Raw genomic sequence first — 26,177 nt, forward strand, 5'->3', positions numbered from 1 at the left:
AGCGCCGCACGTACCCGCTCCGTGGGCCGGCCGGGATCCGACTGATCATCCGCTGACGGCCTGCCACTCGGTCGGGTGAAGACACGGCAGCGGCGGAACCTACCCAGGGACGCCGGGGTAGTGCCGTACACGGACCCGATCCACGAGACGCACGTGAGCGAGCCGGGCCTGCTCGTCGTCGACGTCGCGGCCGCCGCCGACGCCACCGCGCTCGCTTTCCAGTAGCTGCTTGCCGACCGGTGGGCGACGGCCACAGCGGAGCAGACGACGCGGGATGCCGGGCAGCCCGGCGTACGGCTGCGCTGCTACCTGGACCTGCGCCAGCAGCTTCCCGCGGCCGCTGTGGCCGGCCCGACCATGGAGCCGACCACGGCCCGGCCCTGACTCGTGACAGGCGCCGCCTTCGCCGAACAGCGGCACCTCCTGGACGTCGACGTCGCCGCTGATGCGGTGCGGGCGGGCCGGGTGCCGCCACCGTCCGGCGCTGTCGCGGGCGACGTCGACTTCCATCACGACATTCGGCTGCACCAGGACGGCATCGATCGCCCGCGTACACGGCGAGTTGGGCGCGGTAGCCGTCCCACTTCGGTTATGCGCTGTTGAGCTGTCCGCGGGATGCGTGTGCCCGAGGGGCAGCCATTCCTGATCAGGCCGGTCGGCATGTACGACGTCGAGTCGAACCGGTACTTCTCGGTGTGGCCGGCGTCGTCGCCGTGGAACACACAGGCCGCGCACCCCGGGATCTTCCTTCAGCGGGGCGGGGCGGACGTTCCCCGGACGACGAGACGGGGGGTGATGACTTGTTCCCCGGCGGGGATCTCCGCGCCCTCCAGGCGTGCGACGGCCCGGCCGACGGCGAGCTCGGCGAGGCGTGCGATGTCCTGTCCGACGGTGGTGAGGTTGATGTGGGCCAGGCGGGCCAGATGGCTGTCGTCGAACCCGACGACGGAGATGTCGCCGGGGACCGCGACGCCGGAGCGGAGGAAGAGGTCGAGTACGCCTGTCGCGCAGCGGTCGTTGAAGGCCAGTACGGCGGTGGGGCGCGGGCGGGTGGCCGACAGGGTTCGGGCGGCCTCGGCGCCTTCCTCCTCAGTGAGACCGCCGGGGAGAATGCGGATGTATTCGCCCAGGCCGTGGCGGTTCATGGCGGTGCGGTAGCCGCGGCGCCGGTCGGCTGCGCCCGGTGCCCGGCCGCCGTCGATGTGGGCGATGTCGCGGTGGCCCAGAGCGACGAGGTGGTCCACCGCCTGGCCGGCTCCCTCGTCGTCGGCGGTCCGTACGACCTCCAGGCCCGGGACGGACGGCCGCAGCCGGCGGGCCACGGAGACGACCGGCAGTTGCCCGGCGAGTTCCGCCAGCCGCGCGGCGGGGGCCTGCGGGCCGAGCAGGATCAGCGCCTCGCAGCGGTCGTCGAGCAATGTCTCGACGGCGCGCTGCTCGCCGCGCCCGGCGGCCACGGCACTCAGCGCGATCTGGTACCCGGCCGGTTCGGCCGCCGCGTAGATGCCCTCCACCAGGTCGGAGTGGAACGGATGCTGGAGGCCGAACTGCACCCCGAGCAGATGGGAGCGGTGGCTGCGGAGCAGCCGGGCCCGGGCGTCGGGCCGGTAACCGATCTCCCGCGCGGCCTGAAGGACGCGCTCGCGGGTGGCCTCGCCGGCCCCCTTCGCGCCGCGCATCACGATGGAGACCAGCGCCGTGGACACCCCTGCCCGTGACGCCACGTCGGCGAGCGTCGGTCGCTTTCCGTTGGGGACCGCTGGGGTCGCCGGCAAGCTGTCCTCCCTGGTCGGAGTCGTCTCCTACGGAGTCGACTATAGAACGTTCTAGCTTTCACGGGCCACCGGAGCCTTGACAGGGGAGGGCGACAGCTGGCGTACTGCTGCTCCACGGAGTTCTAGAACGTTCTAGTTTCTTGAACGTTCTAGTCCGAAAGTCGCGGAGAGAGGTACGTGGCGATGTACACACTGGCGGCCTGCGCCGAGATGGTCTTCCTGGATCTGCCGATCGAGGAGCGGGCACGGCGCATCCATGACGCCGGTTTCCAGGTCGAGATCTGGGACTGGACCCGGCACGACCTTGCCGCCCTGGCCCGGACCCCGGCCGACTTCTCCTCCATGACCGGATACATCCGCGGCAGTCTGACCGACGAGGAGGGTGCGGCCGAACTCCTGAGCACCGCCGAGGAGTCGCTCAAGGCGGCCGAGCAACTGGGCTGCCCTCGCCTGAACCTGCACGGCACCGGACTGGACGGTCAGGGCCTGCCTGTGGTGCCGGTGACCGGCGAGGCCACCGGAGAGATGTGGATCGCCGCCCACCGCACGCTCACCCGCCTCGCCGAGCTGGGCGAGAGCGCCGGGGTCGTCTTCACCCTGGAGAACCTCAACACCGCCGTCGACCACCCCGGGGTGCCGTTCGCGACGGCCGCCGACACCCTGGCCCTGGTCGCGGCCGTGGACCGGCCCGGGCTGCGGATGAATCTGGACCTCTACCACGCCCAGATCGGCGAGGGGAATCTGATCGAGCTGGTCCGCAGGGCCCATGCCCTGGGCCTGATCGGCGAGATCCAGGTGGCTGACGTCCCCGGCCGCCGCGAACCCGGAACCGGGGAGATCAACTACCCCGCCGTCGCCCGCGCCCTGGTGGACCTCGGCTACGAGGGCACGGTGGCGATGGAGGCGTGGGCCTCCGGCGACAGCGAGCTCGCTCTGGAGCGCTTCCGCTCCGCCTTCACCGTCTGACTGTCTCCACAGCCTCTACCTACCCTGACGACGACGTACGGAGCACCCGCATGACCACCCAGCAGCCTCTCGCCGTCGGCCTCCTCGGCGCCGGACGGATGGGTTCGTTCCACGCCGAGACCCTCGCCCACCGCCTCCCGGGCGTCCGGCTCGCCGCCATCGCCGACCCCACCCCGGGCGCCGCGCGGAGCCTGGGCGACCGGCTCGGCTGCGCCACCGCCTACACCGACATCGGTGAACTGCTCGCCGACCCGCACATCGACGCGGTGGTGATCGCCACCCCGGCCCGTACCCACGCCGACCTGGTCGAGGCCGCCGCCCAGGCGGGCAAGGCGGTCTACTGCGAGAAGCCGATGGCGGTCACCCTCGCCGAGGCCGACCGCGCCATCGCGGCCGCCGCGGATGCGGGCGTGCCCCTCCAGGTGGGCTTCAACCGCCGCTACGACGCGGGCTTCAGGGCCGCCCACGAGAAGATCGCCGCCGGCGCCATCGGCACACCGCAGCTGTTGCGCTCGCTCACCCGCGACCCCGCTCTGGCTGACCCGGCCCGCATACCGCCGTGGACGATCTTCCTGGAGACCCTCATCCATGACTTCGACGTCCTGCGCCACCTCAATCCCGGTGCCGAACCCGTCGAGGTCTTCGCCATGGCGGACGCCCTGATCCGCCCCGACTTCAAGGACCGCGGCCTGCTCGACACCGCCGTCGTCACCGTCCGCTTCGACAACGGCGCCCTCGCCACCGCCGAGGCCAGCTTCCAGGCCGTCTACGGCTACGACGTACGCGCCGAGGTCCTCGGCTCGGCCGGGATGCTCACCATGGGCGACGTCCGCCGCACCCACCTGACCGCATACGGCCCGGACGGCGTCGCCGCCGAGTGCGTCACCTACGACCAGCACCTCTTCCACGACGCCTATGTGGCCGAACTCGCCGACTTCACCGACAGCGTCCGCACCGAGCGCACCCCCTCCGCCACCGGCGAGGACGCACGCGCTGCCCTGGCCATCGCCCTAGCCGCCATCCAGTCCGTCACCACCGGCGGTCCCGTCCGCGTCGACAAGCTCCAAGACCTTTGAAACACGGGTCTTCGGCCGCAGCGCGGACCCCGGCGCCGTGCGACAAGTACGGGGTGACGGCCAGGTCAGTCCAACATGCGACACCCCCGCTGCTCGAGTGCGGCGGGGGTGTCGGTGCCTAGTAGACGTCTGAAGAGGGTGAGCCGACGGACAGGGCAATGACGGAGGCGATCAGTCCAACGTCGTTGGTGACCGCCGGGCCGCTCACGCTGGGCGACGTGTCTGCACCGAAACTTCACCACTATGTGCCTCAGAGCTACCTGGCACGATTCGGGCGAGGCGACATGGTGAGGGCGAGGGTGAGGCGCCGGTGCCCGCCGAAGACGCACCTCGCCAACGTCAAGAACGTCGCTGCCGAGACCGGCTTCTACACGATCACGGACGACAACGGCATGCCCTCCACGGCCATCGAGCACGAGCTCAGCGGCCTGGAAGGGCGAGGTCTTGGCGCCCTGGGCCGAATGGACGAGACGGGAATGACTCCGGTCGTCGGTACCGACGACCGCGAGCTGCTGTGCCTCTGCCTGGCCGTGCAGATGGCCAGGACACCGCGGAAGCGCGCGGGTCCGCTCTTCGGGCGGAACGTCACCGCATACGCGAACGGCCGGGAGGTCGACGTGGCGCTGATGACCGAGTACCTCACGCGCAAGCATTTCGGTCACCCGCCACGGGCAGCCGAAGCCCAGGGTGCCTGGGACTACTACCACGGCATGCGGGCGTTGAACGGGGGCAACGACCCCACCCACGACGAAGCGGTCGCCGTGACGCTCAGCTCGGTCCGGGTGTGCATCCCGCAGTACCGTGCCCGGCACTGGCGGCTCGAGACCTGCCGCAAGCCGATCTTCCTCACCTCCGACGCGCCCCTGGTGCTCTGGCGCCCGGAAACTCCGGAGGACGCCTATCGACGGTTCGGCCTGGAGGATGGGCCGGCAGCGCTCGGTCAGCGGCCACCAGGGCGCCTACGACAAGCGGGAGATCGTGAACGCGATCCTCTACCAGGGGCGGACCGGCTGTCAGTGGGCCTATCTCCCGCACGACCTGCCGCAGAAGAGCGCGACGTACTACTACTTCGCCGCCTGGCGGGACGACGGAACCGACCAGCTCATCCATGAACTCCTGCGCTGCCAGGTCCGTGAACGCGCCCGCCGATCAGAGGACCCGACCCTGGTGGTCCTGGACACCCGGAGTGTCCATGCGGCCGCCGGGGCCCCCGCCTCCACGAGTGGCCACGATCCGGCCAAGCGGGTGCCCGGCCGCAAACGGGGACTGGCCGTGGACGTCCTCGGCCTGGTCATCGCGGTCGTCGTCCTCGCCGCGAACACCCACGACAACGCCGCGGGCCTCATCCTGCTGGACCAGGTCGCCGAGCACGCCGGCAACACCGTCCGCGAAGCGCTGGCCGACCAGGGCTTCAAGAACCAGGTCGTCAAACACGGCGCCGGCCTGGGCATCGACGTCGAGATCGTCCAACGCAACCCGCAGGACAAGGGGTTCGTGCCACAGCCGAAGCGGTGGAGGGTCGAGCAGACCTACGGGATTCTGATACTGCACCGGCGCCTGGTCCGCGACTACGAGCACCGCCCCTCCTCCTCCGCCTCCCGCGTCTACCGGGCGATGACCCACGTCATGACCCGACGCCTCAACGGCGCGAACACCCCCACCTGGCGCACGGCGCAGGCGGTGGCAGCGTGAACATCCGGCCCCTGCTCGATGCCCTGGACCTCCAGGAAGAAGCCGCCCGGGCCCTGGCCGACGACCTTCGTGCGCAGATCGGCGACCTGCAGACCCGGTTGCGGGAGGCCGAGGCGCACCTGGAGCACCTCACGATCACCCGCACTTCCGTCACCGGCTCCCCATGTCCCCGCTCGAGCTGCCCGAGCACCCGGACCACCCCCGCATCCTCGCCGCGTTCAACCAGGCAACCGAGCCGCTACGGGCCAAGGACGTCTGCGAAGCCCTCGGCCACGAACTGCTGCCGAAGAACGTCGAAGGCACCCACGCCAAGCTGAAACGCCTGGTCAAACTCGGGATCCTCACCGAGGCCGACACTGGCAACTTCGCCCAGGAAGCCATAACCGACACAACCTCCACCAGCGACTTGCTCCCACCCCAGCAAGAAACGGACACCACCTTACGAACCACCCACTCAGAGCGGCACCCGGTTCATCCGCGGCCTGTAGGCAGCACAGCGCACCGGAAGCGTTGATCCCGTACGACGACTGCTCCTCGCACACATGAAGTCCCAGGCGCGTGCGGCGGGGCTAGACCGCGCGCGGGTGGTGTCCCACCCGCCCGTCGAGGGGCCCCACCGCACCTGGGCGCGCATCCCACCGGGACCGTGTCCGCGCATCCGCCTGCGGTGGCGTGGGACCGGACCGAGCCGGAGTGGCATCCGATAGGGCCGGCCGAACGCGACGGGGCAGTGGAGGCTCCCGCTCCCGCGACCGCGCGGCCTGCGCACAGAAACCCGTGTCGGGTAACGGCCTGTCCCGGACGGGTGCCCCGGTTCCCGCTGAGGGGCGATCCCAGGGGTACCCCGCTCGGTATGACTGTCTACGGATTGCATGCCTCGCACGAACAGATCCCGCCGGCGGATCTGCTCGACGCCGTGGTGCACGCGGAACGCGCGGGATTCACCGCCGCCATGTGCTCGGACCACTTCTCGCCGTGGAGCGTCCGGCAAGGGGAGTCCGGATTCGCCTGGTCGTGGCTCGGTGCCGCCCTCCAGGCCACCGATCAACTGCCTTTCGGCGTGGTGAACGCCCCCGGCCAGCGCTACCACCCGGCGGTCATCGCCCAGGCCGTCGCCAGCCTCGCGTCCATGTACCCGGGCAGGTTCTGGGTGGCGCTCGGCAGCGGTGAGGCTTCCAACGAGCACATCACGGGCACCGGATGGCCCCGCAAGGACATCCGCAACGCACGACTGCGGGAGTCCGTCGACGTCATCCGCGCCCTGCTGCACGGGGAGGAGGTCAGCCACGACGGACTGGTCACCGTGGACCGGGCCCGGCTGTGGACGCTGCCGCCCGCCGTGCCGCCGTTGATCGGTGCCGCGTGCAGCACCGCCACCGCGGCCTGGTGCGCCGAGTGGGCGGACGGCCTGATCACCGTCAACGCGCCGACGGAGAAGCTGCGGGAGATCACCGGTGCGTACCGCGACGCGGGCGGCCGCGGCCCCCTTCACCTCCAGGTCCACCTGAGCTGGGCGCCCGACGAGGACGAGGCCCTCGCCCTGGCCCACGACCAGTGGCGCAGCAACGTCCACGCACCTCCGGTGAGTTGGGACCTGGACTCCACGGAACTCTTCGACATCGTCAGTGAGCACATCACGCCCGAACAGGTGGCGCGCACGGTCAACGTCTCGTCCGACCTCGGCCGGCACACCGCCTGGCTGCAGGAGTACGCCGAACTCGGCTTCGACACGGTGATGCTGCACCACGTGGGCCGCGAACAGGGCGCGTTCATCGACGCGTTCGCGGCCGAGGTCCTGCCGCGACTCGACATCACCCGCCCCCTCCCCGCCACGGCGAAGGAGTACCGATGCGTCTGACCCGCACGTCCGACCTGTGGTGGAAGAACGCGGTGGTGTACTGCCTGGACGTCGAGACGTACCAGGACGGCAACGGGGACGGGATCGGCGACTTCGTGGGCCTCACGCAGCGCATCGACCATCTGGTGCGCCTCGGCGTGACCTGTGTGTGGCTGATGCCATTCTACCCCACGCAGGAGCGCGACGACGGCTACGACATCACGGACTTCTATGGAGTCGACCCCCGCCTCGGCACCCTCGGTGACTTCACGGAATTCGTCCGCACCGCCCGTGACCGCGGCATCCGTGTGATCGCCGACCTCGTCGTCAACCACACCTCCGAGGAACACCCCTGGTTCGAGGACGCCCGTTCCAGCCGGGACTCCGCCCACCGCGACTGGTACGTGTGGCAGGACGAGCCCCCGGAGGACGGCCCCGAGGGCGTGGTCTTCCCGGACGCCGAGGACAGCCTGTGGGAGTACGACGAGGGCAGCGGCCAGTACTACCTGCACCGCTTCTACAAACAGCAGCCCGACCTGAACGTCGCCAACCCCGCGGTGCGCGACGAGATAGCCCGCGTCATGGGCTTCTGGACGCAGCTCGGCCTGTCCGGCTTCCGCGTCGACGCGGTGCCCTTCCTTCTGGAGACGAACGGGCAGGACGACGCCGGCGCACTGCCGGACCCGCACGAATACCTCGCCGACCTGCGCGCCTTCCTCGGCCGCCGCAACGGTGGGTCGGTCCTCCTCGGCGAGGTCAATCTGCCCTACGACGGCCTCGCCCGCTTCTTCGGCGATCCCGCCTCCGACCGCGGCGACGAACTCACCATGTGCTTCGACTTCGTCGGGATGCAGCAGATGTACCTGTCAATGGCACGCGAGGACGCCGGCCCCCTGGCCGCCGCGCTGCGGGACCGCCCCGCCGCCCCTCGGGACGCCCACTGGGCCACGTTCGTGCGCAACCACGACGAACTCACCCTCGACAAGCTGAGTGACGACGAACGCGCCGAGGTCTTCGCGGCCTTCGGCCCCGACAAAGACATGCAGCTCTACGACCGCGGACTGCGCCGCAGGCTGCCGCCCATGGTCGACGGCGACCGCCGCCGGATCGAACTGGCCTACAGCCTGCTCTTCACCCTGCCCGGCACCCCCGTCCTGTTCTACGGCGAGGAGATCGGCATGGGGGAGAACCTGGCCGTCGAAGGACGCCAGGCCGTCCGGACGCCCATGCAGTGGACAACGCAGGACGGCGCCGGGTTCTCCACGGCAGAGCCGGACGCCTTCCCCAGTCCGCTGCCGGACGGCGCGTTCGGACCGCAGAAGGTGAACGTGTACGAGCAGAGCCGCGACCCCGGCTCGCTGCTGAGCCGCATCCGGCTGTTCATCGAGCGCTACCGGGAGGCTCCCGAGCTGGCCTGGGGCGACTACCGCCTCCTCGAAACGGGGGAGCGCGCCGTCCTGGCGCATGTCGGCTGCACCACCGACGGCCGCGTCCTGGCGGTGCACAACTTCGCGGGCGAGCCCGTCACCGTACGGCTGAGGCTGTCCGAGGCCGGCCCGGGGGAGCGGCTGACGGATCTCCTCGACGAAGGGCACAGGGGTCTCACGGTGGCCGACGACGGGTTGCTCCCCGTCGAACTGCCCGCCTACGGGTACCGGTGGCTGCGCCTCGGGACTTCCGCGGACGACCCCGAAAGGGTCGCGTCCGACTGACACCGGCCCCGCCGGGAAGCCTCCTGAGGTGATCGAGGACTCCCGGCGGCCGGCCGTTCCCGGCCGTGAGCCCGACAGCACAGCACAGCACGACCAGGCCGAACGCTCAGCTCAACACAGGGAGAAGCAGGTGGACTCAGCCCGTACCCGCACCTGGTGGCGTGACGCCGTCATCTACCAGGTGTACCTGCGCAGCTTCGCCGACGGGAACGGCGACGGGACCGGTGACATCGCCGGACTGCGCCGACGCCTGCCCCACCTGTCCGGGCTGGGCGTCGACGCGCTGTGGATCACCCCCTGGTATCCGTCCCCGATGGCGGACGGGGGCTACGACGTCGCCGACTACCGGGACATCGACCCGGTCTTCGGCACGCTCGACGACGCCCAGGCCCTGCTCGACGAGGTGCACCGGCACGGGCTGCGCCTGATCATCGACATCGTGCCCAACCACACCTCGACCGCGCACGCCTGGTTCCGCCGTGCCCTTGCCGAGGGGCCCGGCTCCGCCGCCCGAGACCGGTACATCTTCCGCCCCGGACGCGGACCCCGGGGCGATGAGCCTCCCAACGACTGGCGCAGCGTCTTCGGCGGGTCCGCCTGGGCCCGTATCCCGGAGCCCGACGGCTCGCCGGGGCCGTGGTACCTGCACCTGTTCGCCCCGGAGCAGCCCGACCTCAACTGGGACCATCCGGAGGTCCGCGCCGAGTTCGAGTCGGTCCTGCGCTTCTGGTTCGACCGGGGTGTGGACGGCGTGCGTATCGACGTCGCCCACGGCCTGGTCAAGGCTCCGGGCCTGCCCGACCTCGGCTCGCTGGACGGCAAGCTGCTGGAGGGGGCCAGCCGCGAGGGGCACCCCCACTGGGACCGCGAGGAGGTCCACGAGATCTTCCAGGGCTGGCGGGCCGTCGCCGACACCTATGACGAGCCCCGCGTGTTCGTCGCGGAGGCGTGGACGGGCGCGCCCGAACGGCTCGCCCGCTACGTCCGTCCGGACGAGCTCCACACCGCCTTCAACTTCGACTACCTCATGACGCCGTGGCGCCCGCAACGGCTGCGACACGTGATCGACCTGTCCCTGAGCGCGCTGGGCCAGGTCGCCGCCCCCGCCACGTGGGTGCTCTCCAACCACGACGTGGCCCGCCACGTCTCCCGCTACGCGCGACCGCAGCCGGACGGGCCGTTGCGCTCGCTGTCCGACCTCACGGGCCCCGCGGACCTGGACCTGGGTACGAAGCGCGCCCGTGCCGCCGCGCTCCTCACCCTGGCACTGCCCGGCAGCGCGTACCTCTACCAGGGCGAGGAACTGGGGCTGTGGGAGGTCGAGGACCTGCCGGAGGACCTCCTCCAGGACCCCACGTGGCACCGTTCCGGCCACACCGACCGGGGCCGCGACGGCTGCCGGGTCCCCCTGCCGTGGCACGGTGAGACGCCGCCCTTCGGCTTCGGACCCGAAGGCGGCCCGGCCCGGACATGGCTGCCGCAGCCGGAGGCGTGGAAGGCGCTGACCGTGGCGGCCGAGGAAGGTGACCCGTCCTCGATGCTGGAGCTGTACCGGGCGGCACTGCGGATCCGCCGTGCCGAGCCCGCGCTCGGAGAAGGGACCCTCGCCTGGCAGAGCGCTCCCGGGGGCCAACTGCTCGATTTCCGCCGCGACCCTGGCTTCCGTTGCATCGTCAACTTCTCCGAGGAGCCGGCGGTCCTCCCCGACCACCGCGGTGTGCTCCTGGCCAGCGGCCCTCTGGCGGACGGACGGCTCCCGTGCGACACGGCGGTGTGGCTGACGGTCTGACAGCGGGTGCGCGCCGCGGCAGATGCGAGGACCGGCACCGCACGCCGTACGGCCTGCCTGGTGACGCGGGTTGAACGGCCACGGCCGCCTGCCCGTGATGTCCCCGATTCCCGCCTCACGTTGACACTGGGCGGGACGCGGGTGCCCGGCAAGCTCGCCGGGCACGTTTCACCGGCGCTGCGCCCGGGATCAGTGAGGTGTGTGCGCGGTTTTCTGGCCGCTCGGGCAGCCGGCACCGCCGATGCAGTAGGCGTTGAGGTGGCGCTGTCACATTGGTTGACCGGGTGGGATGATCTTCTGGTTGGATCGCGCTGGAGGGGGCTGTTCGTGGGGGCCGTGTCGCTGTCGTACAAGGGGCACCGGTACCCGATCGAGGTCATCTCCCACTGTGTGGCTGTACTTCCGCTTCCCGCTGTCGTTCCGCGAGGTCGAGGGGCTCAGCTCGAGCGGGGGATCGTCGTCTCGTACGGGACGGTGCGCCGTTGGTGCGCCAAGTTCGGGCAGCGGTACGCGGGCGTGCTGCGCCGGCGGCAGCCCCGGCCGGGTGACAAGTGGCATCTGGACGAGGTCTTCATCAAAATCAACGGCGAGCAGCGGTACCTGTGGCGGGCCGTCGACCAGGACGGCAACGTTCTCGACATCCTCGTGCAGGACCGCCGGGACAAGGCCGCGGCCAGGCGCTTCTTCCGCAGGCTGATGAAGAAGAGCCGAACGGTGCCACGGGCGATCGTCACCGACAAGCTCCGCTCCTACGGCGCGGCCCACCGCGAGGTCATGCCCTGCGTCGAGCACCGGCAGTCGAAGTACCTGAACAACCGGGCGGAGAGCAGCCACCAGCCCACCAGGCAGCGCGAACGGGCGCTGAAAGGCTTCCGCTCGGTGGACGGAACACAGCGGTTTCTGTCCGCGTTCAGCGGCATCTCGCCCCACTTCCGGCCCCGCCGCCATCTGATGCCCGCATCCCACTATCGAGCCGAGATGACCGTCCGCTTCGCGATCTGGGAACAGATCACCGGAGCCGCCGGCCTGCCCACCACGCGATGAGCACACAGCCGGAATCCGACTCCTCCACGCCCCGTCACACCGTCAGACACCTCCACATCCAACAACGTGACAACGCCGTAGTGGCTTGTCGCGGTTCCTCGACCGGGTAATCGACGTGCTGTTCGGCGGTCAGCAGACACCACGTTGATCTCCGGCGAGCCGCTCGCCTGCCGCCTGCGCGTCCTCAGTACCGAGGAAGGCACACCGCGGGGCACAAGGCCCAGCGGCAGGCCGCCCGGGTGGGTCCACAGCGCACGCTGGGCCTACGATGACGCGGGCGACGGGCGGGCGAGCCGCCCCCGGGGGAAGGCGGACGCACATGGAGTTCAACGGAGGCGGACCCGTAACGCAGCCACCCCTTTCGGCGACACCGCCCACGCCACTGGGCCGTGGGCTGGGTTCGCTGCCGTGGTTGGTGACTGTCAACGGCGTGCTGTGGCTGCTCCTGCTGCCTGCCATCGCGGCCATCATCGGCGACGGGATCGCGACGGTGACCGCCGAGCAGAAGTTGACCTTATTCATCGGTACCGTCGTCGTGATCGGTGGGGCCGCCCTGGTCAACGCGCTGTTCTCGCTGGCCATGGGGCGGGCGCTCGCGCTCGTCGAAGGGCCGAAGGCGGCGCGGGCCTTTATGTCGGGCGGGCTGCTGCAGTTCACCTCGGCCGCGACCGGGATGCTTGCGTTCGGTCGGTGGGAGACATGGTCGGACGAGACGACACAGCTCACCATCGGCGGGCTGGCCACCGCCTGGCTGGCTTACAGTTACGGCCACATCCAGCAGGCCCGTGCCGCCCGGCAAATCGCGCCCAAAGCGTGGCTGTGGCATGCCGTGACGCCTGCCGTCGGCCTCCTCGGGGTGCCCGTCGTCGCCTTCGAGCCCGACCTCGACGAGTACGGCGCGGCCGGGATCGCGCTCGCCATTGCCCCGGTCGTGTGCGGTCTGGCGTTCCCGATCGTCATCGGGGTGGTGTGGCTGCGGTACGGCGCGGGTCTGCGGCGGATCGTCAGCAGTGGCGGGGGCCGGGTCCCGACCGGGCAGGGAGCCCGCGCCGGAAATGTCACGGCGAGACCGCCCTTGCCCGGACAGGCTCCTTTTGCGCCCTCGTTGCCAGGACAGGAACCGGCCGGACAGACCTGGCCGCCGCAAGAGCCGCAAGGGCACGCTCCGCAAGGCGGCTAACGGGCTCGTGCAAGGTTGGCGGTGAAGCGTCGAGGGCTTGATCGTTGATCATGGTCATGTGGTGGGGAATGCAACTCGCGCAGTGCTCGTCAGCAACCGGCGGATCGCGGGCCTGACGGCCGACGTGATCGGTGAACTCGTCGCGGAGATCGGCCCGTTGTGGCACGAGTGTCACCAGGCCAGGCTCGTCTCCCGGTCACGGAAGCGGGCCGTAGGCGCTGGTGCGAAGCACAGCTGGTGTTCGTCGACCGGCTGCTGGCCACCCTGGTCCATCTCGTCATGGGGCCACCCACGACGTGCTGGCCTGCTGGTTCGGCGTGGATCGCTCGACCATCCCCGGGCGATCAGTGAGGTGCGGCCCCTGCTCGCCGAGCGTGGGTGCACCATCAGCCTTGACGTGCGGCTGCGAAGCCCGGCCGAGGTCGTCGACCATCTCAAGGACAAGCAGAACGCCGTCAAATCCATGGTGGTCACGGACGAGGACGGACGGCACTGTCACGTTGGCTGACCGGTGGGATGACCTTCGGGTCGATCAGGCTGGGAGGGGTCGTTCGTGGGGGGGTGCGTCGCTGTCGTACAAAGGGCACCGGGTCCCGTCGAGGTGATCTCCCACTGTGTGTGGCTGTACTTCCGTTTCCCGCTGTCGTTTCGCGAGGTCGAGGAGCTGATGCTTGAGCGCGGCGTGACCGTCTCTTATTGGGACGGTGCGGCGGTGGTGTGGCAAGTTCGGTCAGCAGTACGCCAACGCGCTGCGCCGCCGACAGCCTCGGCCGGGGGACAAGTGGCACCTGGACGAGGTCTTCGTCCGGATCAATAGGGTTGCCGTCCTGGTCGACGACCCGCCACAGGTACTTCTGTTCAGGGCCGCGGGTGGTTGTCACCGACCAGCTCTGCTCCTACGGCGGTGCCCACCGCGAGGTCATGCCCTGCGTCGAGCACCGGCAGTCGAAGTACCTGAACAACCGGGCGGAGAGCAGCCACCGGCCGACCCGGCAGCGTGAACGGGCGATGAAGGGTTTCCGCTCCGTGGGCGGGGCCCAGCGGTTGCTGTCCGCGTTCAGCGGCATCTCGCCCCACTTCCGGCCCCGCCGCCATCTGATGCCCGCCCACGACCACCGAGCCGAGATGGCCGTCCGCTTCGCCATCTGGGAGCAGATCACCGGCGTCGCCGGCCTTGCCACCGCGCAGTGAGCACACAGACCGAACCGGGCTCCACCACACCACGACGCACCATCAGACAGCCACCCACCCAACCACGTGACAGCGCCATGGCTGCGGCTGCCGGCCCTGCACGACATCGATGACCTGACCGACGCCGAGCCGGACACCATGCGCTTCCGCCTCTACCACCTGCCCGCACGCCTCGCCGACCACGCCCGCCGCCGATGGCTGCGGATCGAGCGGACCTGGCCCTGGGCGACAGCGTTCACCACCTGCTGGCAGCGCCTGACCGCCCTGCCGAACGTCACCTGAGGCCTCGCCCACCAGCCCTGTCGAGACAGGGGAAGGAGTACGCCCGCACCACCTCCGGGTGCCGTGGAACCGCGGCGCAGCCGCAGCGACACGCGAAGGACTCATCCGCGATCAAGCGGGACAAACGGGGCGAACCGGCATCCCAGTCACGCACTCACGACCGCTGACGAATCGAGGCTAACCGCCGGCAAGGTCGATCGCGGATACCGTGCCGTCGCCGCGGTTGGCGACATAGACGCGGTTGCTGTGGGGTTCGAAGGCCAGTCCCTGTGGGCGGGAGCCGACAGGGATCCTATCGATCACGCTGGCGGAGCCGGGATCGATCACCCTCACCAAGCCATCGGGGTGGGTGACGTAGACGCCACCATGGGCATCAACCGCCACACCGGTCGGGCTCGCGCCGACGTCGATATTGGCGACGCCGCCGGTCGCCATATCGATCACCGACACCGTCCTGAAGCCCGAGTTGGCGACATACACGCGCCGCTTCTGGGAATCGATCGCAATGCCCGTGGGGCGCACCCCGACGGGGATGCTCATGACCCCGGGGGGCGTGGTCGTGGCATCGATCACCGACACCTCGTTGTGGTCGGGTCGCGTGACAAAGACGCGATGACTTACGGGATCAACCGCCACACCGAGAGGGCCCCTGACTTCAAAGAAGTCAGGGAACAGCACGGGGGGATCGCTGCTGATTTTGATCATCAACACCCTGTCAAGACTGCGGTTGGCCACGTAGGCGCGACCCATGAGGTGATCGACCGCCAGCCTCAGCCTGTCGGGTGGCGGGGGGCCCGCGCCTCCGAGGCCGATAGTGGCAACGAGGGCGTGGAATCTGTCGAACGCCGACACGGTGTGAGTGCCGCCGTTTGCGACATAAACGCCGAATTGAGGATCGGTTGCCACGCTTTCCGGGTTGAACCCGACGTTGAGGGTAGCGCTCACCGTGTTCGTGTCGGATCTGATTACTGATACGGTGTTGGCGCCACTATTGGTGACGAAGACATGGTCATGAACGTCCACCGCCACACTGACCGGCTTCGGCCCCACGGGGATCGTGGCTACGGCGCCCAGTTTTCCAGTGTTGGATGTTTTCATCGGTACATGGCTTTCGTTGGGCCACCCGTCATCCTTGAGGTGGCTGTCTCGACAGGATCGGCACGCGTGACGGATCAGCCACCTGTGGAACCCACTGCCGTCTGCCAGTCGTATGGCGTGACGAAGGCACGGTAAGGCTTGTTGTTGTCCCGCCACGATTTGTGAGGATCGACGTAGGCGTCATAGTGCCAGCCGTCTTCACATGTCGTTTCGCTGAGAATGATCCTCTTGTCGGTCCAGTTCTGCCCCGCTACTGCACGGTCCATGGTGTAGCAGGACCCCGCATAGGGGTAGTTCACCGTATGCGCCGTCTCAGCGCCGGAGTAATAGTCCTTGTTGATGTAGTAGAAGTAGCAGGGTCCGGACGTTGGGCAGAGTGCTTGACGGGGGGCCTGCTGGGCAGTTGCCACACCGCCCATTCCTGCCGTGAGACATAGGGCGAACGCCCACACAGCTGTTGTCCTGCGGATCGACATGGCGCGCTCCTTTCTTTTCCCGAGGGTAGGCAAGCGCTAACCGCCCGGCCCTCGGGGTGGGGTAATTCCGTACCACTTACCCGACGATTAAGGGCGGGACTCCGAACTCCTCGCGGAGCAGCTGGCGGAAGGCTCGGTAGTGGCGGACCGCCTCGTTCACATTGCCCTGCGCGAGATGCGTGGCAACTGCCCTGAATCACAGTGACGCTCTGAGTAGGACAGATGCGTCCGAGACCAGCCATCGGATTCTTGCGTCAGCGTTCATCTGCGGAGGCTGCATAGTTTCTCGGATCCCCTATTGCGGATCTCGAGGGTCTCCACGGCAGGGTCGCCCAAGCGGTAACTGGGGGGAGCCCGGAGAGTACATTCGAAGATTTGACCGTCCATCACAGATCCCCTAGTAGAGAGCTGGATGAGGACCCATCGGTTTTCGCTTGCGTGGGTGACGAACCACCTCCATTGTTTCGCTGCGTCCACTCGTACGCCACTGGAGTGAAAGCAACCAGTTCGATGAGCAACAATTGAATATTGCAGCTCAAGTCATGGCCCGTTGTGCGCCTGACGGCAGCCGATCAGCCCAAGTAGCCCTGGATCGTGAGATGCGAGCAGGGCGGCCTGTTGACCGATGTCGGGAAGACCACAGGGGAACGGGGCTGGCACCAGGCTTCCCGGAGAGGTGTCCTCGGACGATAAGCCAGCCTCAGTCGAGGCGGCCCGCTTCCAGCGTCGCCGCGAGGCCCCGTTTGCCAATCAGCCGGATGGGAATCGAGGAGCGGTTCGAGCGGACCGGAATCTGGCCGTAGCGGTCAACCTTCGGGGTGAAGATCCTCCCGGTCTCGAACGGCTCCTCGGGAAGCGGCATCAGCAGCGGCTGTTCGAGCGCGAAGTCCTCGGCGATGGTCCTGGACCAGGGGCCGATCCGGCGGGCGTCGTCCTGACGGTCCCACTGCTCGCCCATCTCGTTCAGCTCAGGAATCTGAGTTCGGCGAGGCGAGGGCGGGGCAACGGCCGTGCTGGGATGGAATGTTACGGATGTGCGAGCCGAGTCGGCCTGTTCGATGGTTCCCGGCAGGACCACCACACGTGCTCCATCGGGAGGACTCGATGCCTACCGGCCCTGTGCCGCGCCCCGAGTCGGACGACTCAGGGTCGGACGAAGCCGCTCCGCCAGGCCGGCTCACTTCCACCCTAAAGTCACCGGCATTGGGTCTAGGTTCCGTGCCGGCCGTCCCCTTGTCCGCGCCGCTGCTGCCGCCCGGCACCGCGCTGATCCCGGCCGGACCGCCGAGCACCGACCCGGTGGCCGTCGCCTGGCTGCCGGCGGACCACACGCCGCCACCAGCCGGCGTCCGCCGGACGACCTCGCCGAGATCGTCCGCCTCTACGGCCTACGGCCGTGGATCGGGCAGAGCTGCAACAGATCAAGGACGAACTCGGCTGGGCCGATTTCCAGGTCCGCTCCGACCGCGCCATCCGCCGCCACCAGGTCCTGGTCAACTACGCCTTCGCCCTCTGCTGGGACCAGTGGTTCGCCCCACCCGGGCCCCTGGACGCCAGCGCGCCGGACCCTTGCCCCGATGATGACGAGGGGCCAGAGAGGGGGACCAGCCGAACCCCAACTGCCCTGCTGGTCCGCGGCATGACGTTCGGTCTGTGCTTGGCTCACCCTGCCACCACCCTGAACCGATGGTGGCGATCCTGGAGGGGCGCAGACCCACCCGCCGAGCTCCAGGCCCTGATCGACGCGGTCACCACCGGACACGGCCTTGACCTCTACCTCCGGATTTAACGAACTACTGGTAAGCGCTGCTCCAGATGCAAGAGCACGGGATGCGCATGGTACGGGCACCTGCCAGCCCGGAAGGTGATCACCAATGCTGCACAGGACATGGTGCCGGGGCAGAGATAGATTGGGAGAAGAAGGATGTTCGGCCGACCCGGAACTCTTCTGACCGATTCGGCAGGGCGGAATTTCATGCGGCCGGTCAGTGACCGCCGATGGGGGAAGCGTCTCGTTGCCCGGCCCTGACTCCAGGGATCGATGCATTATGTCGGACGTAAAAGTCATGTGGACTGGGCTTGAGTGCCAAATTCGTCAGGAAGCGGAAGACGAGGTCTTCGGCACGGTCCAGCTGATAGCGGGCACGAATCCGCAGCCCGTGATCAAGTTCCCGGACAGCGGCAATGGGAAGTACGTCTTCGGGCCCCCGGGCCTGCGGATGGTCGCTGTCCAGCAGCCGCTCTACACCGGCCCCGCGCAGGATCTCACGGTGTCCGCGACGTTGGTGGAATTCGACTCCGGCGACGTGACGGAGGAGAAGAAGGCCATAGCGGAAGCCGTGTCCAAGGCAGCTACCGCCCCCGTCGCCGTCTTCGCGGGGGGCGGAGTGGCCACCGTAGCAGCACCCTTGATCGGGCTCCTGTCCGAGGCTATCGTCGATCTCATCGCGGACCTGTTCGGTGTCAAGGACGATCCCTACAACCCGGGGGCGATCGCCCTGTCCAAGGATCAGCTCCTGTCCGCGAACTCCCGCCGCCAGATCCGAACCCGACCTGACGACCCGCGGACACTGCAGTTCACCGACACCATCGTTCTCACCGGCGTGGACGACGCCGGTGATATCGGGAAGTACGTCTTCTACCTGGACGTCCAGACCGCAGTGCCCGGATCGGGTACGTCGGACGGCGTCGGCACTCCCACGGTGCGCCAGGGTTCTCAGGGAGAGGCGGTACGCAAGCTCCAGCGACTGCTGAACGGGCACGTACCCGATCTGCCCTCCCTGGCTGTCGACGGAAGCTTCGGGCCCGTGACGGATGCCCGGGTACGCGAGTACCAGCGACGCGTCGAGATCATTGTCGATGGCATTGTCGGCCCCCAGACCTGGGGCATGCTGACGGACGGTGAGCTGGCGCAGGAGGCCTCCGCCGGTACACCCACCCTGCAGCAGGGCTCGCACGGCCCTGCTGTACGGAAGCTGCAGCGGCTGCTGAACGATCACCTGCCCGATTTGCAGCTTGCCGTCGACGGCCGATTCGGCCCGGTCACGGACGGCCGCGTGCGCAAATTCCAGCAGCGCTTCGCCATCGTGGTCGACGGCATCGTCGGGCCGCAGACCTGGGGGCACCTCACGCAGTAAGAGGCCCTCAGCCACCCGGGAGACCGCCTATACATGACCAACTTCTCTGCCCGACAGCGTGTGTGTACGCACGTACCCGCCCCTGCCCCGGCCCTGGTGTAGGGCGGGGTGGGGGTCGGGTCAGGTGGGCAGGAATCCGGTGGCCGCCTGAAGGCCCTGCACGGTGGTGAAGGAGACCTCATCGGTGAGGGGCTTCATCGCCTGCCTCCAGCCCAGATCGGCTTGGGTGACCAGGCCGGCCGGCGGCAGGATCACCGCTATCCGCGAGGCGGTGGTGTAGCCGTCGCGGGTGAAGAAGTGCCTCTTGTCGTGCTCGTGGCGCAGGGGTCAGTGCGACGAAACCCGCATTGCGGAAGTCTTGCTCTGCACGGTGCCTGAGACGGCTTGCGATACTGCGGCCGCGGTAGTTGTGGAACGCCGCGTAATTCCCCAGTCGGAACTTGGGTCTGTCAAACGAGCGGACCTGTCTCACATTCGGTGGTGACGGAGAGTTGTAAGGGTCGTTGACGTTCATCTGATGGGTGTCAACGAGCTTGTGCAGAAGGTGTTTTGGGGTCGGTCCCCACTGGTCATGGGGGATGTGGTCGACGAGGGTGAGCGGCTCGTGGTGCGGGCCCGGACGCCGCGGTCTGCCCGGTGTGCGGGGCCTCGTCGGGACGGGTGCACGGCTATCACTGGCGGACGGTGGCCGACGTTCCGGTCGACGGGCGACGGGTGGTGGTCCGTGTGCGGGTGCGGCGTCTGGTGTGTCCCACGCGAGGTTGCCGCCACACCTTCCGCGAACAGGTGCCCTGGGTGCTGGAGCGATACCAGCGACGCACCGCTCGTCTGACCAGGCAGGTCAAGGCCGTGGTCAAAGAGTTGGCGGGCCGGGCGGGCTCACGTTTGGCGGCGATACTCGCGGTGGGCCTGTCCCGTCACACGGCCCTGCGCACCCTGCTGCGCATCCCGTTGCCCACCGGGCGGGTGCCCCGTGTGATCGGCGTCGACGATTTCGCCCTGCGTCGGCGGCACCGCTATGCCACCGTGGTGATCGACGCCGAGACCCATGAACGGATCGACGTGCTGCCCGACCGCACGGCCGACACGCTGGAAGCGTGGCTGCGTCGGCATCCGGGCATCGAGGTCGTGTGCCGCGACGGCTCAGCCACCTACGCCGAGGCCATCCGCCGTGCTCTGCCTGACGTGGTGCAAGTCGGTGATCGCCAGCATTTATGGAAGAACCTGCGCGAAGCCGCCCTGAGTGGGGTGAAGGCACACAGTGCCTGCTGGGCTACCGTACTGGATGCGCCGATCTACGACGGGCCCCGCGCTCAGACCGCCCTTGAACGCTGGCATCAGGTTCATGGCCTGCTCGACCAGGGCGTGGGCCTGCTCGATGCGCCCGCCGCCTGCAACTGGCCCTGAACACCGTCAAACGCTTCGCCCGAGCCGACCGGCCCTAGCGCATGCTCCGCGTCCCCAAGTACCGTGCCAGCCTGGTCGATCCCTACCGCGAGCACCCGCGCAAGCGCCGAAGTTAAGACCCCGGCGTCCCCGTCCAGCACCTCTTCGAAGAGATCAAGACCCTGGGCTTCACAGGCTGCCTGAACCTTCTGCACAAGGACATCAACCAAGGCCGCGCGGACGCCGACCGCAGCCATATCTCGCCACGCCGGCTCGCCCGGATGCTGCTGACCAGACCCGACAACCTCAAGCCCGAGCAGCACGAACTCCTGGCCAAGCTCACCGCCGCCTGCCCCGAGATGACCCAACTGGCCGCAAGGGCGAGGAGCGGTTCACGGCGGGCGGCGCGCAGCGGGCCCAGGTCGTGCAGGCGCAGCCTTCCCGCAGCTGTCTGAGCGGCCCGCAAGGCGAAGGACCGGCCCCGGCGGACGAGCCGGGGCCGGTCCTTCGCCTGGGGGACGCCCCAGGGCTGAACGTCAGCCCATGCGCAGTGGCGCCGTCGCGAACTCCGTCATCCCCTCCACGAAGGAAGCGTCGGTGTGCTGCTGCCCGCCGGCCCCTGACCAAGACCGCCTCTGCACGTGCTCGGTGAGCAGCTACGGACGGCTGCTCGGCACCCTTCCTTGGGGTTCTCCGAGAGGCGCAGGTGGTCGATTCGGCCAGTGTCCACAGAAGCTGGCCTGATCAAGAGCCCCATGGGGCCGGAGCGCCCGAGGCGCGTTGTTAGGGTCGGTGCTGACCGGATCATGGCAAGGGCGAGCGGGGGGGGATCATGCGATCGCGTACGGCAGTTGCCGGGGCACTGGTGCTGACGGTGTTGACAGGCTGCTCGGGCTCCACGTCGGACTCCGAATCGGCCAAGCACAGCAACCCGGACCCGCTTGATCGCGCGGAGCCGCTGGGTAAGCTGAGCGTGCCAGCGGCCTACGACGCGGCGAAGGGCTGGGACGAGAAGCTGGCGTGGGTTCCGGGGTCGGTGACGACCCTGCCGGTGACGACCGTCCCGGGCACGCAGACGGTCGCGGTGATGCAGGTGGCCTCCGACGGCTACACCGTCACCGCACGGGCAGGCAGCAGCGGCAAGGTCGCCTGGAGGTCCGCGCCGTGGAACCCGCCCACCCCCGTCGAGGGTGCACAGGGCGACACCGGCCAGACCGCCGAGATCCCCGATGTGATCGGCTTCGAGCAGGACGGCAAGCGCTACGTGATCACGTACGCGCACGGCATGCGCGACAAGGACGATCTCCACGAGGGCGTCGAGGTGGTACGCCTGGCCCTCTACCCGGCCGACGCGTCCGGCTCTGCGGCCAAGCCGGTGCGGGAGATCGACGTCCCCGTCTCCGCCGATCCCGGCGAAATCCGCGTGCAGGCAGCGGGCGGACGGCTGCTGGTCGCCTGGGGAGAGGACGGTGCGTTCCCGCGCTCGTCGGCTGCAGTAGATGCCGCCACGGGCAAGACCACCGTCTACAAGGACGCCAACCAGCTCTTGCCGCAGTGCGAGCAGGCGATCACCTGCAACAGCAGCCGCGTCATGGCCGCCACCCCCGACGGTCCGCTGGTCGGCATGGGCGGCGGAGGCTTCGGCATTCCCGGCCGGTGGTTCAGCGACTCGATCCGGCCCAAGCAGGTCACCGCTACCACCGGCATTCTCGACTCCTGGAACGGCACCGTCTACGGCGCCGCACGGGGGCACGTCCTGGCGGGCTGGAACACCGGCGGCAAGTACGGCCGTGATGACAACGCCGTCTGGTCCGTGCACGATTTGGCAACCGGCACGCTCGCCGCCCAGGTCGTCTGCGACTACGACATCCCCGACGAGACCAGCTCCAGCCGCGACTTCCCCGTCATCACCTCGCCTGACGGACGCTACCTGGCCGCCGGCCCCCTCGCGTTCGACTTGCAGGCCAAGAGGGGCATCTGTCTCCAGGGAGACGGGAACCGCAAGACCATCGTCCTGGCCTCCATCCGCGACGACGGCACCGCGTACGGCGCAGTCCGCGACGACTCGATCGGCAGCGACACCGACCCTGTTCCCGCCCAGCTCAACCTCCGGACCGTCACCGGGGACCCGAAGGTCCTCAGCGTCGGCACGGAGCTCCCCTACCTGACCACACCGGACGGTTCAGGGCTCTTCCTCACCCGCAACACGGACGAGGACCTCGTCGTCTCCGTGCGCGCCAGCGAATGACCGAACGGCGGACACCGAGCGCATCGACGCCTCCTACGAGGCGGGCGTGCTGGGTCTGACCACCCCGGGTCGCCGAGGTGGCCAAGCCCCGCAAGATCGCCACCAGCCAGGGCTCTGAGCTGCGCAGTTCAGCACGATGCTCGTGCGTGAGGCGGGTTCGGCAAGGAGGACTCAGGAAGTGTTTCGGCCGAACCGCTTCCTGGACGCCTGTTCGGCCGGGGCGGGCAGGCGCCTCTGTCGAGACGGCGTCGCAGCAGGTGATAGCCGCTCAGCGCCTCCGGGCGAGCGGCCCGGCGAGTTCGTGCTTCCCTGCCCCATGAAGCCGGACCACCTACCCAGGGTCAGGGATACCTGCGGTCGCCCGCGATCATCTCCGTCGCGCGCGTGTTCGGCGGCCTGTTCGCTGCGGGCGGCCTCCTCGCGGGCCGCGCGGGCGTCCTGCACGGCTTCCTCGCGGTGCTCCTCGGACTGGCGTCCTCGCTCATCGGCGGCGCCATTGCCCTCGGCGATCGGCAGGCTGGCTTGGTTCACGACGACAGGTTCTGGCTCACTCTCCGTGGAGGGCTGAGTGAGTGTGATGTCAGTGGTGTGTGGTGGGATGGCCAGACTCTGCTGCCGTGACCTGCGGGGAGACCGCCTTCATGCCCGTGTACTCGTCTCTGACTCACGCCCTGGCCGCGGCCTTGGTTGACGTCCTGTGGTTCATCGAGGGCAGTGAAGACGAGCAGATGGATCCGGACGACGCCGTCAAGGTGCTGGAGGGTGTCGCCCACCTGGTCAGCAAGCTGTCGAGCGAGCAACGGAGCGAACTGATCGGGCTGCTCGGGACGATGGCCGAAGCCGAGTCCGATCCCGCACGCCGGGAGTTCCTGGAAGGGTTTCCGGAAGGTTTCGGGCTCCTTGATGATGCGGTCTGACCTGTGCATCACGAGTAGAGCGCGAAGGGTCAGTCGGCGGCCTTCGACACTGCAGCCCCCGTTGCGGCGTGATACTCGTCAACTGGCTAACCCAATCAGGCACCTGGGAGTTTCTCAGCTCAAGATCCACTGTCTGCCGCCTTGGGCGGGCAGCTCGGTCACGCCCTGCGCGAGTACGCCGGGACAGGCTGGGGAAAGACGCCGCGGCGGTCCGCTGCAGACGCCTAACGTTGCGTCATGACCTCGGCTCCCGGACTCATACGGCCCACCACCCGCAGGCAGCTTCTGGAAACCGTGAGGAGCCTGGACAAGGCGGTGATCGAAGCCTGCTGGCAGGACGGCGGATTCGTCCGGATCGCCTTGGACAACCCGCCGAGGGCGGAGCGCGCCGCGATGTTCGCCTCCTACAGCGCGGGCGTCGACTGGACCGGCGAGCAGCACGTCGCACGCGCGCTCGGCGTCTTCGAGGCGTTGCTCCGCGAGAAAAAGGCGGATGACGAGCGGTATCCGCACGCTGCTGCGGTGAACTGGCGCGATGACGTACAGCGGGCGCTGGGGCAGGACGGATACCAACTCACCGAGGGACTCCAGATCGTGCGGATCGGGGGTTGGCGGCCGGAACACGCCGCATCGGACGCCGAGTCGTACCAGCTGGCCGTCAGGCTTCTGGCCGGCGCCCGCAACCAAATGGAGCGCCTGCCCGCACTCGTCGCCGGGCTGCCCGAGGAACGCCTGCGGGACATCCTCCTGGTGTCGCTGAACGCGTTCTTCGAGGGCCAGTCGACGAGGGAAACCGTCAACGGCAAGGGGAAAACCGACTCCCCGGCCCGCCCAGGGGGCAGGCCCTAACGGACGGGCGTTGCCGCTGACGCCAAAGCAACGCACGCCACCGGGCTCGGGTGCGTGGACACCGGACAGTTCTGCTTCGGAAGGACGTGGTGAATCGGATGCGAGAAGTTGACAGCCCCAGCACCGTGAAGGACGTGCCGCTGGCACCGGGCGCTATCCGGCTGCTTGGGCATGGTCCCCGTCTCCTGCGTGACCCGCTCGACTGGCTGCTTGAGTGCGGGCAGGCGCAGCCTGTGCTCAGACTGCGCCTGGCGCCGCGCCCCTCCTACCTGGTGTGCCGCCCGGAGCTGGTCCACGACATGCTCGTTGGGCAGGCCAACTCGTTCGACAAGGGCGGGCCGTTCTTCGACCGGGGCCGGGAGCTGTTCGGTAACGGCGTGGCGAGCGTCCGCCACGCGGACCACCGCCGTCAACGGCGGCTGATGCAGCCGGCTTTCACCCCGCGGCGTATCGATTCCTACAGTGAGGTGATCCGCGAGGAGAGCAAGGTCGTGACCGGCCGCTGGCAGGGGGGCCAGGAGATCGACGTGCTGCCCGAACTGACCTCGCTCACCATGAGGATCGTGTGCCGGACTCTGCTCCCTACGATCGACGAGCGTGATGCCGAGCGTCTCTGCGACGATTTCCAGATCCTGCTGGCCGGCACCTTAACTCGCATCGCCATCCCGTTCGCCTGGATCCATCGGCTTCCTACCCCCGCCAACCGCCGCTACAACCGCGCACGCGTCGACGCCTGGGCGCTAGCCGATCACGTCGTGGCGACAGCCCGCACCCAGTCCACCCCGGGCGGGCTGCTGCACGCACTGATCGCCGCCGGTGAGGCGGACCCGCAAGACGCCTTCAGTGACGAAGAACTACGCGACCAGGTCATCGCCCTCTTCCTCGGAGGCAGCGAGACCACCGCGGCTACCCTGGCCTGGCTCTTGCACCTCCTCACACTCCACCCACAGGTCACCGAGCGGCTCCACGCGGAACTCGATGAAGTCCTCGGCGGAGAACTCGCCGGCCCCGACACGTTTCCCCATCTGCCCTACACTCGCGCCATCCTGCTGGAGGCGATGCGCGTGTACCCGGTGGCTACCCTCCTGACCAGGGCCAGCACCACCGACGTCGACCTCGGCGGACACCGTTTTCCCGCCGGCACCGACTTCTTCTACAGCGCCTACCTGCTCCACCACGACCCGACCCTCTTCCCCGAGCCTGACCGCTTCGACCCCGACCGCTGGACCTCCCCCGCCGACCCCGCCGCACGCCGCGCGTACATCCCTTTCGGCGCCGGCAAGAGGAAATGCATCGGAGACTCCTTCGGCCTCGCGGAAGCCACCATCATCCTCAGCGCGATCGCCTCCCGATGGCACCTGACCCCCGCGCCGGGCAACCGCGTCTGCCCCCAGCTCCACGGATCCCTCACGCCCTCAGGGCTGCGCCTAGTGCCGCATCAGGCAACGTTCGCCCTGTCGACCACTGCTCGTAGCCGTTGATCGTCGGCGTGACGGTTTCGCCAGATGATGTAGCGGCGGAT

Annotated in this window: 22 protein-coding genes and 6 pseudogenes; 21 read left to right on the forward strand and 7 right to left on the reverse strand. The window is 68.8% G+C overall.

All coding sequences use genetic code 11. The annotated features are described in order from the left end of the window. Positions 1–153 precede the first annotated feature (153 nt). Entirely contained in the window at positions 154–225 is a 72-nt protein-coding gene (locus tag ACWCRJ_RS40345; protein ID WP_450943982.1) for a DUF6207 family protein, read from the forward strand. Between the two features lie 524 nt (positions 226–749). Here the strand turns inward: ACWCRJ_RS40345 and ACWCRJ_RS40350 are convergent. Beyond that, positions 750–1,775 carry a LacI family DNA-binding transcriptional regulator gene (locus ACWCRJ_RS40350; RefSeq protein ID WP_450943963.1) on the reverse strand — a complete coding sequence of 342 codons (1,026 nt, stop codon included), beginning with the start codon at positions 1,773–1,775 and terminating at the stop codon, positions 750–752. Between the two features lie 183 nt (positions 1,776–1,958). Between ACWCRJ_RS40350 and ACWCRJ_RS40355 the strand changes: the two genes are divergently transcribed. From ACWCRJ_RS40355 to ACWCRJ_RS40415, 13 genes and pseudogenes are all read left to right on the forward strand, one after another. Further along, positions 1,959–2,741 (forward strand): TIM barrel protein, encoded by a 783-nt coding sequence (locus tag ACWCRJ_RS40355; protein ID WP_450943983.1) that lies wholly within the window; start codon positions 1,959–1,961, stop codon positions 2,739–2,741. A gap of 50 nt (positions 2,742–2,791) precedes the next feature. Beyond that, on the forward strand, positions 2,792–3,817 hold the full coding sequence (locus tag ACWCRJ_RS40360) for a Gfo/Idh/MocA family oxidoreductase (protein WP_450943964.1): 1,026 nt from the start codon (positions 2,792–2,794) through the stop codon (positions 3,815–3,817). A 284-nt stretch (positions 3,818–4,101) separates the two neighbouring features. Next, positions 4,102–4,653, forward strand: a pseudogene (locus ACWCRJ_RS40365) (DUF4238 domain-containing protein); the annotation flags it as partial. An 85-nt stretch (positions 4,654–4,738) separates the two neighbouring features. After that, positions 4,739–5,509, forward strand: a complete 771-nt coding sequence (locus tag ACWCRJ_RS40370; RefSeq protein ID WP_450943965.1) for an IS5 family transposase — start codon at positions 4,739–4,741, stop codon at positions 5,507–5,509. A 163-nt stretch (positions 5,510–5,672) separates the two neighbouring features. After that, positions 5,673–6,023 (forward strand): hypothetical protein, encoded by a 351-nt coding sequence (locus ACWCRJ_RS40375; RefSeq protein ID WP_450943966.1) that lies wholly within the window; start codon positions 5,673–5,675, stop codon positions 6,021–6,023. 339 nt (positions 6,024–6,362) lie between these two features. After that, complete coding sequence (locus tag ACWCRJ_RS40380; RefSeq protein ID WP_450943967.1) at positions 6,363–7,367, forward strand: TIGR03885 family FMN-dependent LLM class oxidoreductase; 1,005 nt, start codon at positions 6,363–6,365, stop codon at positions 7,365–7,367. After that, entirely contained in the window at positions 7,358–9,058 is a 1,701-nt protein-coding gene (locus ACWCRJ_RS40385; RefSeq protein ID WP_450943968.1) for an alpha-amylase family protein, read from the forward strand. The genes ACWCRJ_RS40380 and ACWCRJ_RS40385 overlap by 10 nt, the downstream gene beginning before the upstream one ends. Before the next feature lie 130 nt (positions 9,059–9,188). Beyond that, entirely contained in the window at positions 9,189–10,847 is a 1,659-nt protein-coding gene (locus ACWCRJ_RS40390) for a glycoside hydrolase family 13 protein (RefSeq protein ID WP_450943969.1), read from the forward strand. Positions 10,848–11,174: 327 nt separating this feature from the next. After that, a complete protein-coding gene (locus tag ACWCRJ_RS40395; RefSeq protein ID WP_450943970.1) occupies positions 11,175–11,891 on the forward strand; it encodes an IS6 family transposase in 717 nt (238 codons plus the stop codon). Between the two features lie 412 nt (positions 11,892–12,303). Then, complete coding sequence (locus ACWCRJ_RS40400) at positions 12,304–13,071, forward strand: hypothetical protein (RefSeq protein ID WP_450943971.1); 768 nt, start codon at positions 12,304–12,306, stop codon at positions 13,069–13,071. A 37-nt stretch (positions 13,072–13,108) separates the two neighbouring features. Further along, the gene (locus tag ACWCRJ_RS40405) at positions 13,109–13,579 is read left to right on the forward strand and encodes a hypothetical protein (protein WP_450943972.1); all 471 of its coding nucleotides are present in this window, start codon (positions 13,109–13,111) and stop codon (positions 13,577–13,579) included. Between the two features lie 61 nt (positions 13,580–13,640). Next, positions 13,641–14,262, forward strand: a pseudogene (locus ACWCRJ_RS40410) (IS6 family transposase). 66 nt (positions 14,263–14,328) lie between these two features. Further along, positions 14,329–14,544 carry a hypothetical protein gene (locus ACWCRJ_RS40415; RefSeq protein WP_450943973.1) on the forward strand — a complete coding sequence of 72 codons (216 nt, stop codon included), beginning with the start codon at positions 14,329–14,331 and terminating at the stop codon, positions 14,542–14,544. Between the two features lie 177 nt (positions 14,545–14,721). Here the strand turns inward: ACWCRJ_RS40415 and ACWCRJ_RS40420 are convergent, their stop codons facing one another. From ACWCRJ_RS40420 to ACWCRJ_RS40430, 3 genes are all read right to left on the reverse strand, one after another. Beyond that, positions 14,722–15,642: a YncE family protein gene (locus ACWCRJ_RS40420; protein ID WP_450943974.1), complete on the reverse strand. Its 921-nt coding sequence runs from the start codon at positions 15,640–15,642 to the stop codon at positions 14,722–14,724. 74 nt (positions 15,643–15,716) lie between these two features. Beyond that, on the reverse strand, positions 15,717–16,118 hold the full coding sequence (locus ACWCRJ_RS40425) for a hypothetical protein (protein WP_450943975.1): 402 nt from the start codon (positions 16,116–16,118) through the stop codon (positions 15,717–15,719). A gap of 700 nt (positions 16,119–16,818) precedes the next feature. Further along, entirely contained in the window at positions 16,819–17,199 is a 381-nt protein-coding gene (locus ACWCRJ_RS40430; protein ID WP_450943985.1) for a hypothetical protein, read from the reverse strand. Positions 17,200–17,443: 244 nt separating this feature from the next. On the opposite strand from ACWCRJ_RS40430, the pseudogene ACWCRJ_RS40435 reads away from it, so the two are divergent. Continuing rightward, positions 17,444–17,888: pseudogene (locus tag ACWCRJ_RS40435) on the forward strand (IS701 family transposase); the annotation flags it as partial. Positions 17,889–18,166: 278 nt separating this feature from the next. Beyond that, positions 18,167–19,255: a peptidoglycan-binding domain-containing protein gene (locus tag ACWCRJ_RS40440; RefSeq protein ID WP_450943976.1), complete on the forward strand. Its 1,089-nt coding sequence runs from the start codon at positions 18,167–18,169 to the stop codon at positions 19,253–19,255. A gap of 120 nt (positions 19,256–19,375) precedes the next feature. On the opposite strand, the gene ACWCRJ_RS40445 is transcribed toward ACWCRJ_RS40440, so the two are convergent. Next, positions 19,376–19,510, reverse strand: coding sequence for a hypothetical protein (locus ACWCRJ_RS40445; RefSeq protein ID WP_450943977.1), 135 nt, complete (start codon positions 19,508–19,510; stop codon positions 19,376–19,378). 262 nt (positions 19,511–19,772) lie between these two features. On the opposite strand from ACWCRJ_RS40445, the pseudogene ACWCRJ_RS40450 reads away from it, so the two are divergent. Together ACWCRJ_RS40450 and ACWCRJ_RS40455 are read left to right on the forward strand one after the other, a co-directional pair. Continuing rightward, a pseudogene (locus ACWCRJ_RS40450) lies at positions 19,773–21,030 on the forward strand (ISL3 family transposase); the annotation flags it as partial. 584 nt (positions 21,031–21,614) lie between these two features. Then, positions 21,615–22,889, forward strand: coding sequence for a hypothetical protein (locus ACWCRJ_RS40455; protein WP_450943978.1), 1,275 nt, complete (start codon positions 21,615–21,617; stop codon positions 22,887–22,889). Between the two features lie 171 nt (positions 22,890–23,060). On the opposite strand, the gene ACWCRJ_RS40460 is transcribed toward ACWCRJ_RS40455, so the two are convergent. After that, complete coding sequence (locus tag ACWCRJ_RS40460; RefSeq protein ID WP_450943979.1) at positions 23,061–23,420, reverse strand: hypothetical protein; 360 nt, start codon at positions 23,418–23,420, stop codon at positions 23,061–23,063. Positions 23,421–23,530: 110 nt separating this feature from the next. Here ACWCRJ_RS40460 and ACWCRJ_RS40465 point away from each other — a divergent pair, with 110 nt between their 5' ends. The 3 genes and pseudogenes from ACWCRJ_RS40465 to ACWCRJ_RS40475 form a co-directional block, all read left to right on the forward strand. Then, positions 23,531–23,806, forward strand: a complete 276-nt coding sequence (locus ACWCRJ_RS40465) for a hypothetical protein (protein ID WP_263446074.1) — start codon at positions 23,531–23,533, stop codon at positions 23,804–23,806. A 237-nt stretch (positions 23,807–24,043) separates the two neighbouring features. Then, positions 24,044–24,655 carry a hypothetical protein gene (locus ACWCRJ_RS40470; RefSeq protein ID WP_450943980.1) on the forward strand — a complete coding sequence of 204 codons (612 nt, stop codon included), beginning with the start codon at positions 24,044–24,046 and terminating at the stop codon, positions 24,653–24,655. A 98-nt stretch (positions 24,656–24,753) separates the two neighbouring features. Further along, positions 24,754–26,055 (forward strand): annotated as a pseudogene (locus tag ACWCRJ_RS40475) (cytochrome P450); the annotation flags it as partial. Between the two features lie 38 nt (positions 26,056–26,093). Here the strand turns inward: ACWCRJ_RS40475 and ACWCRJ_RS40480 are convergent. Next, a pseudogene (locus ACWCRJ_RS40480) lies at positions 26,094–26,177 on the reverse strand (transposase); the annotation flags it as partial.

The sequence above is a fragment of the Streptomyces sp. NPDC002324 genome (assembly GCF_053593335.1).

Bases quoted from the DNA above. Each gene is read 5' to 3' on its own strand.
- ACWCRJ_RS40470 (WP_450943980.1), top strand. From the start codon at position 24,044: ATGACCTCGGCTCCCGGACTCATACGGCCCACCACCCGCAGGCAGCTT.
- ACWCRJ_RS40375 (WP_450943966.1), top strand. From the start codon at position 5,673: ATGTCCCCGCTCGAGCTGCCCGAGCACCCGGACCACCCCCGCATCCTC.
- ACWCRJ_RS40425 (WP_450943975.1), bottom strand. From the start codon at position 16,118: ATGTCGATCCGCAGGACAACAGCTGTGTGGGCGTTCGCCCTATGTCTC.
- ACWCRJ_RS40465 (WP_263446074.1), top strand. From the start codon at position 23,531: ATGCCCGTGTACTCGTCTCTGACTCACGCCCTGGCCGCGGCCTTGGTT.
- ACWCRJ_RS40355 (WP_450943983.1), top strand. From the start codon at position 1,959: ATGTACACACTGGCGGCCTGCGCCGAGATGGTCTTCCTGGATCTGCCG.
- ACWCRJ_RS40385 (WP_450943968.1), top strand. From the start codon at position 7,358: ATGCGTCTGACCCGCACGTCCGACCTGTGGTGGAAGAACGCGGTGGTG.
- ACWCRJ_RS40420 (WP_450943974.1), bottom strand. From the start codon at position 15,642: ATGAAAACATCCAACACTGGAAAACTGGGCGCCGTAGCCACGATCCCC.
- ACWCRJ_RS40440 (WP_450943976.1), top strand. From the start codon at position 18,167: ATGTCGGACGTAAAAGTCATGTGGACTGGGCTTGAGTGCCAAATTCGT.
- ACWCRJ_RS40370 (WP_450943965.1), top strand. From the start codon at position 4,739: ATGGGCCGGCAGCGCTCGGTCAGCGGCCACCAGGGCGCCTACGACAAG.
- ACWCRJ_RS40360 (WP_450943964.1), top strand. From the start codon at position 2,792: ATGACCACCCAGCAGCCTCTCGCCGTCGGCCTCCTCGGCGCCGGACGG.
- ACWCRJ_RS40380 (WP_450943967.1), top strand. From the start codon at position 6,363: ATGACTGTCTACGGATTGCATGCCTCGCACGAACAGATCCCGCCGGCG.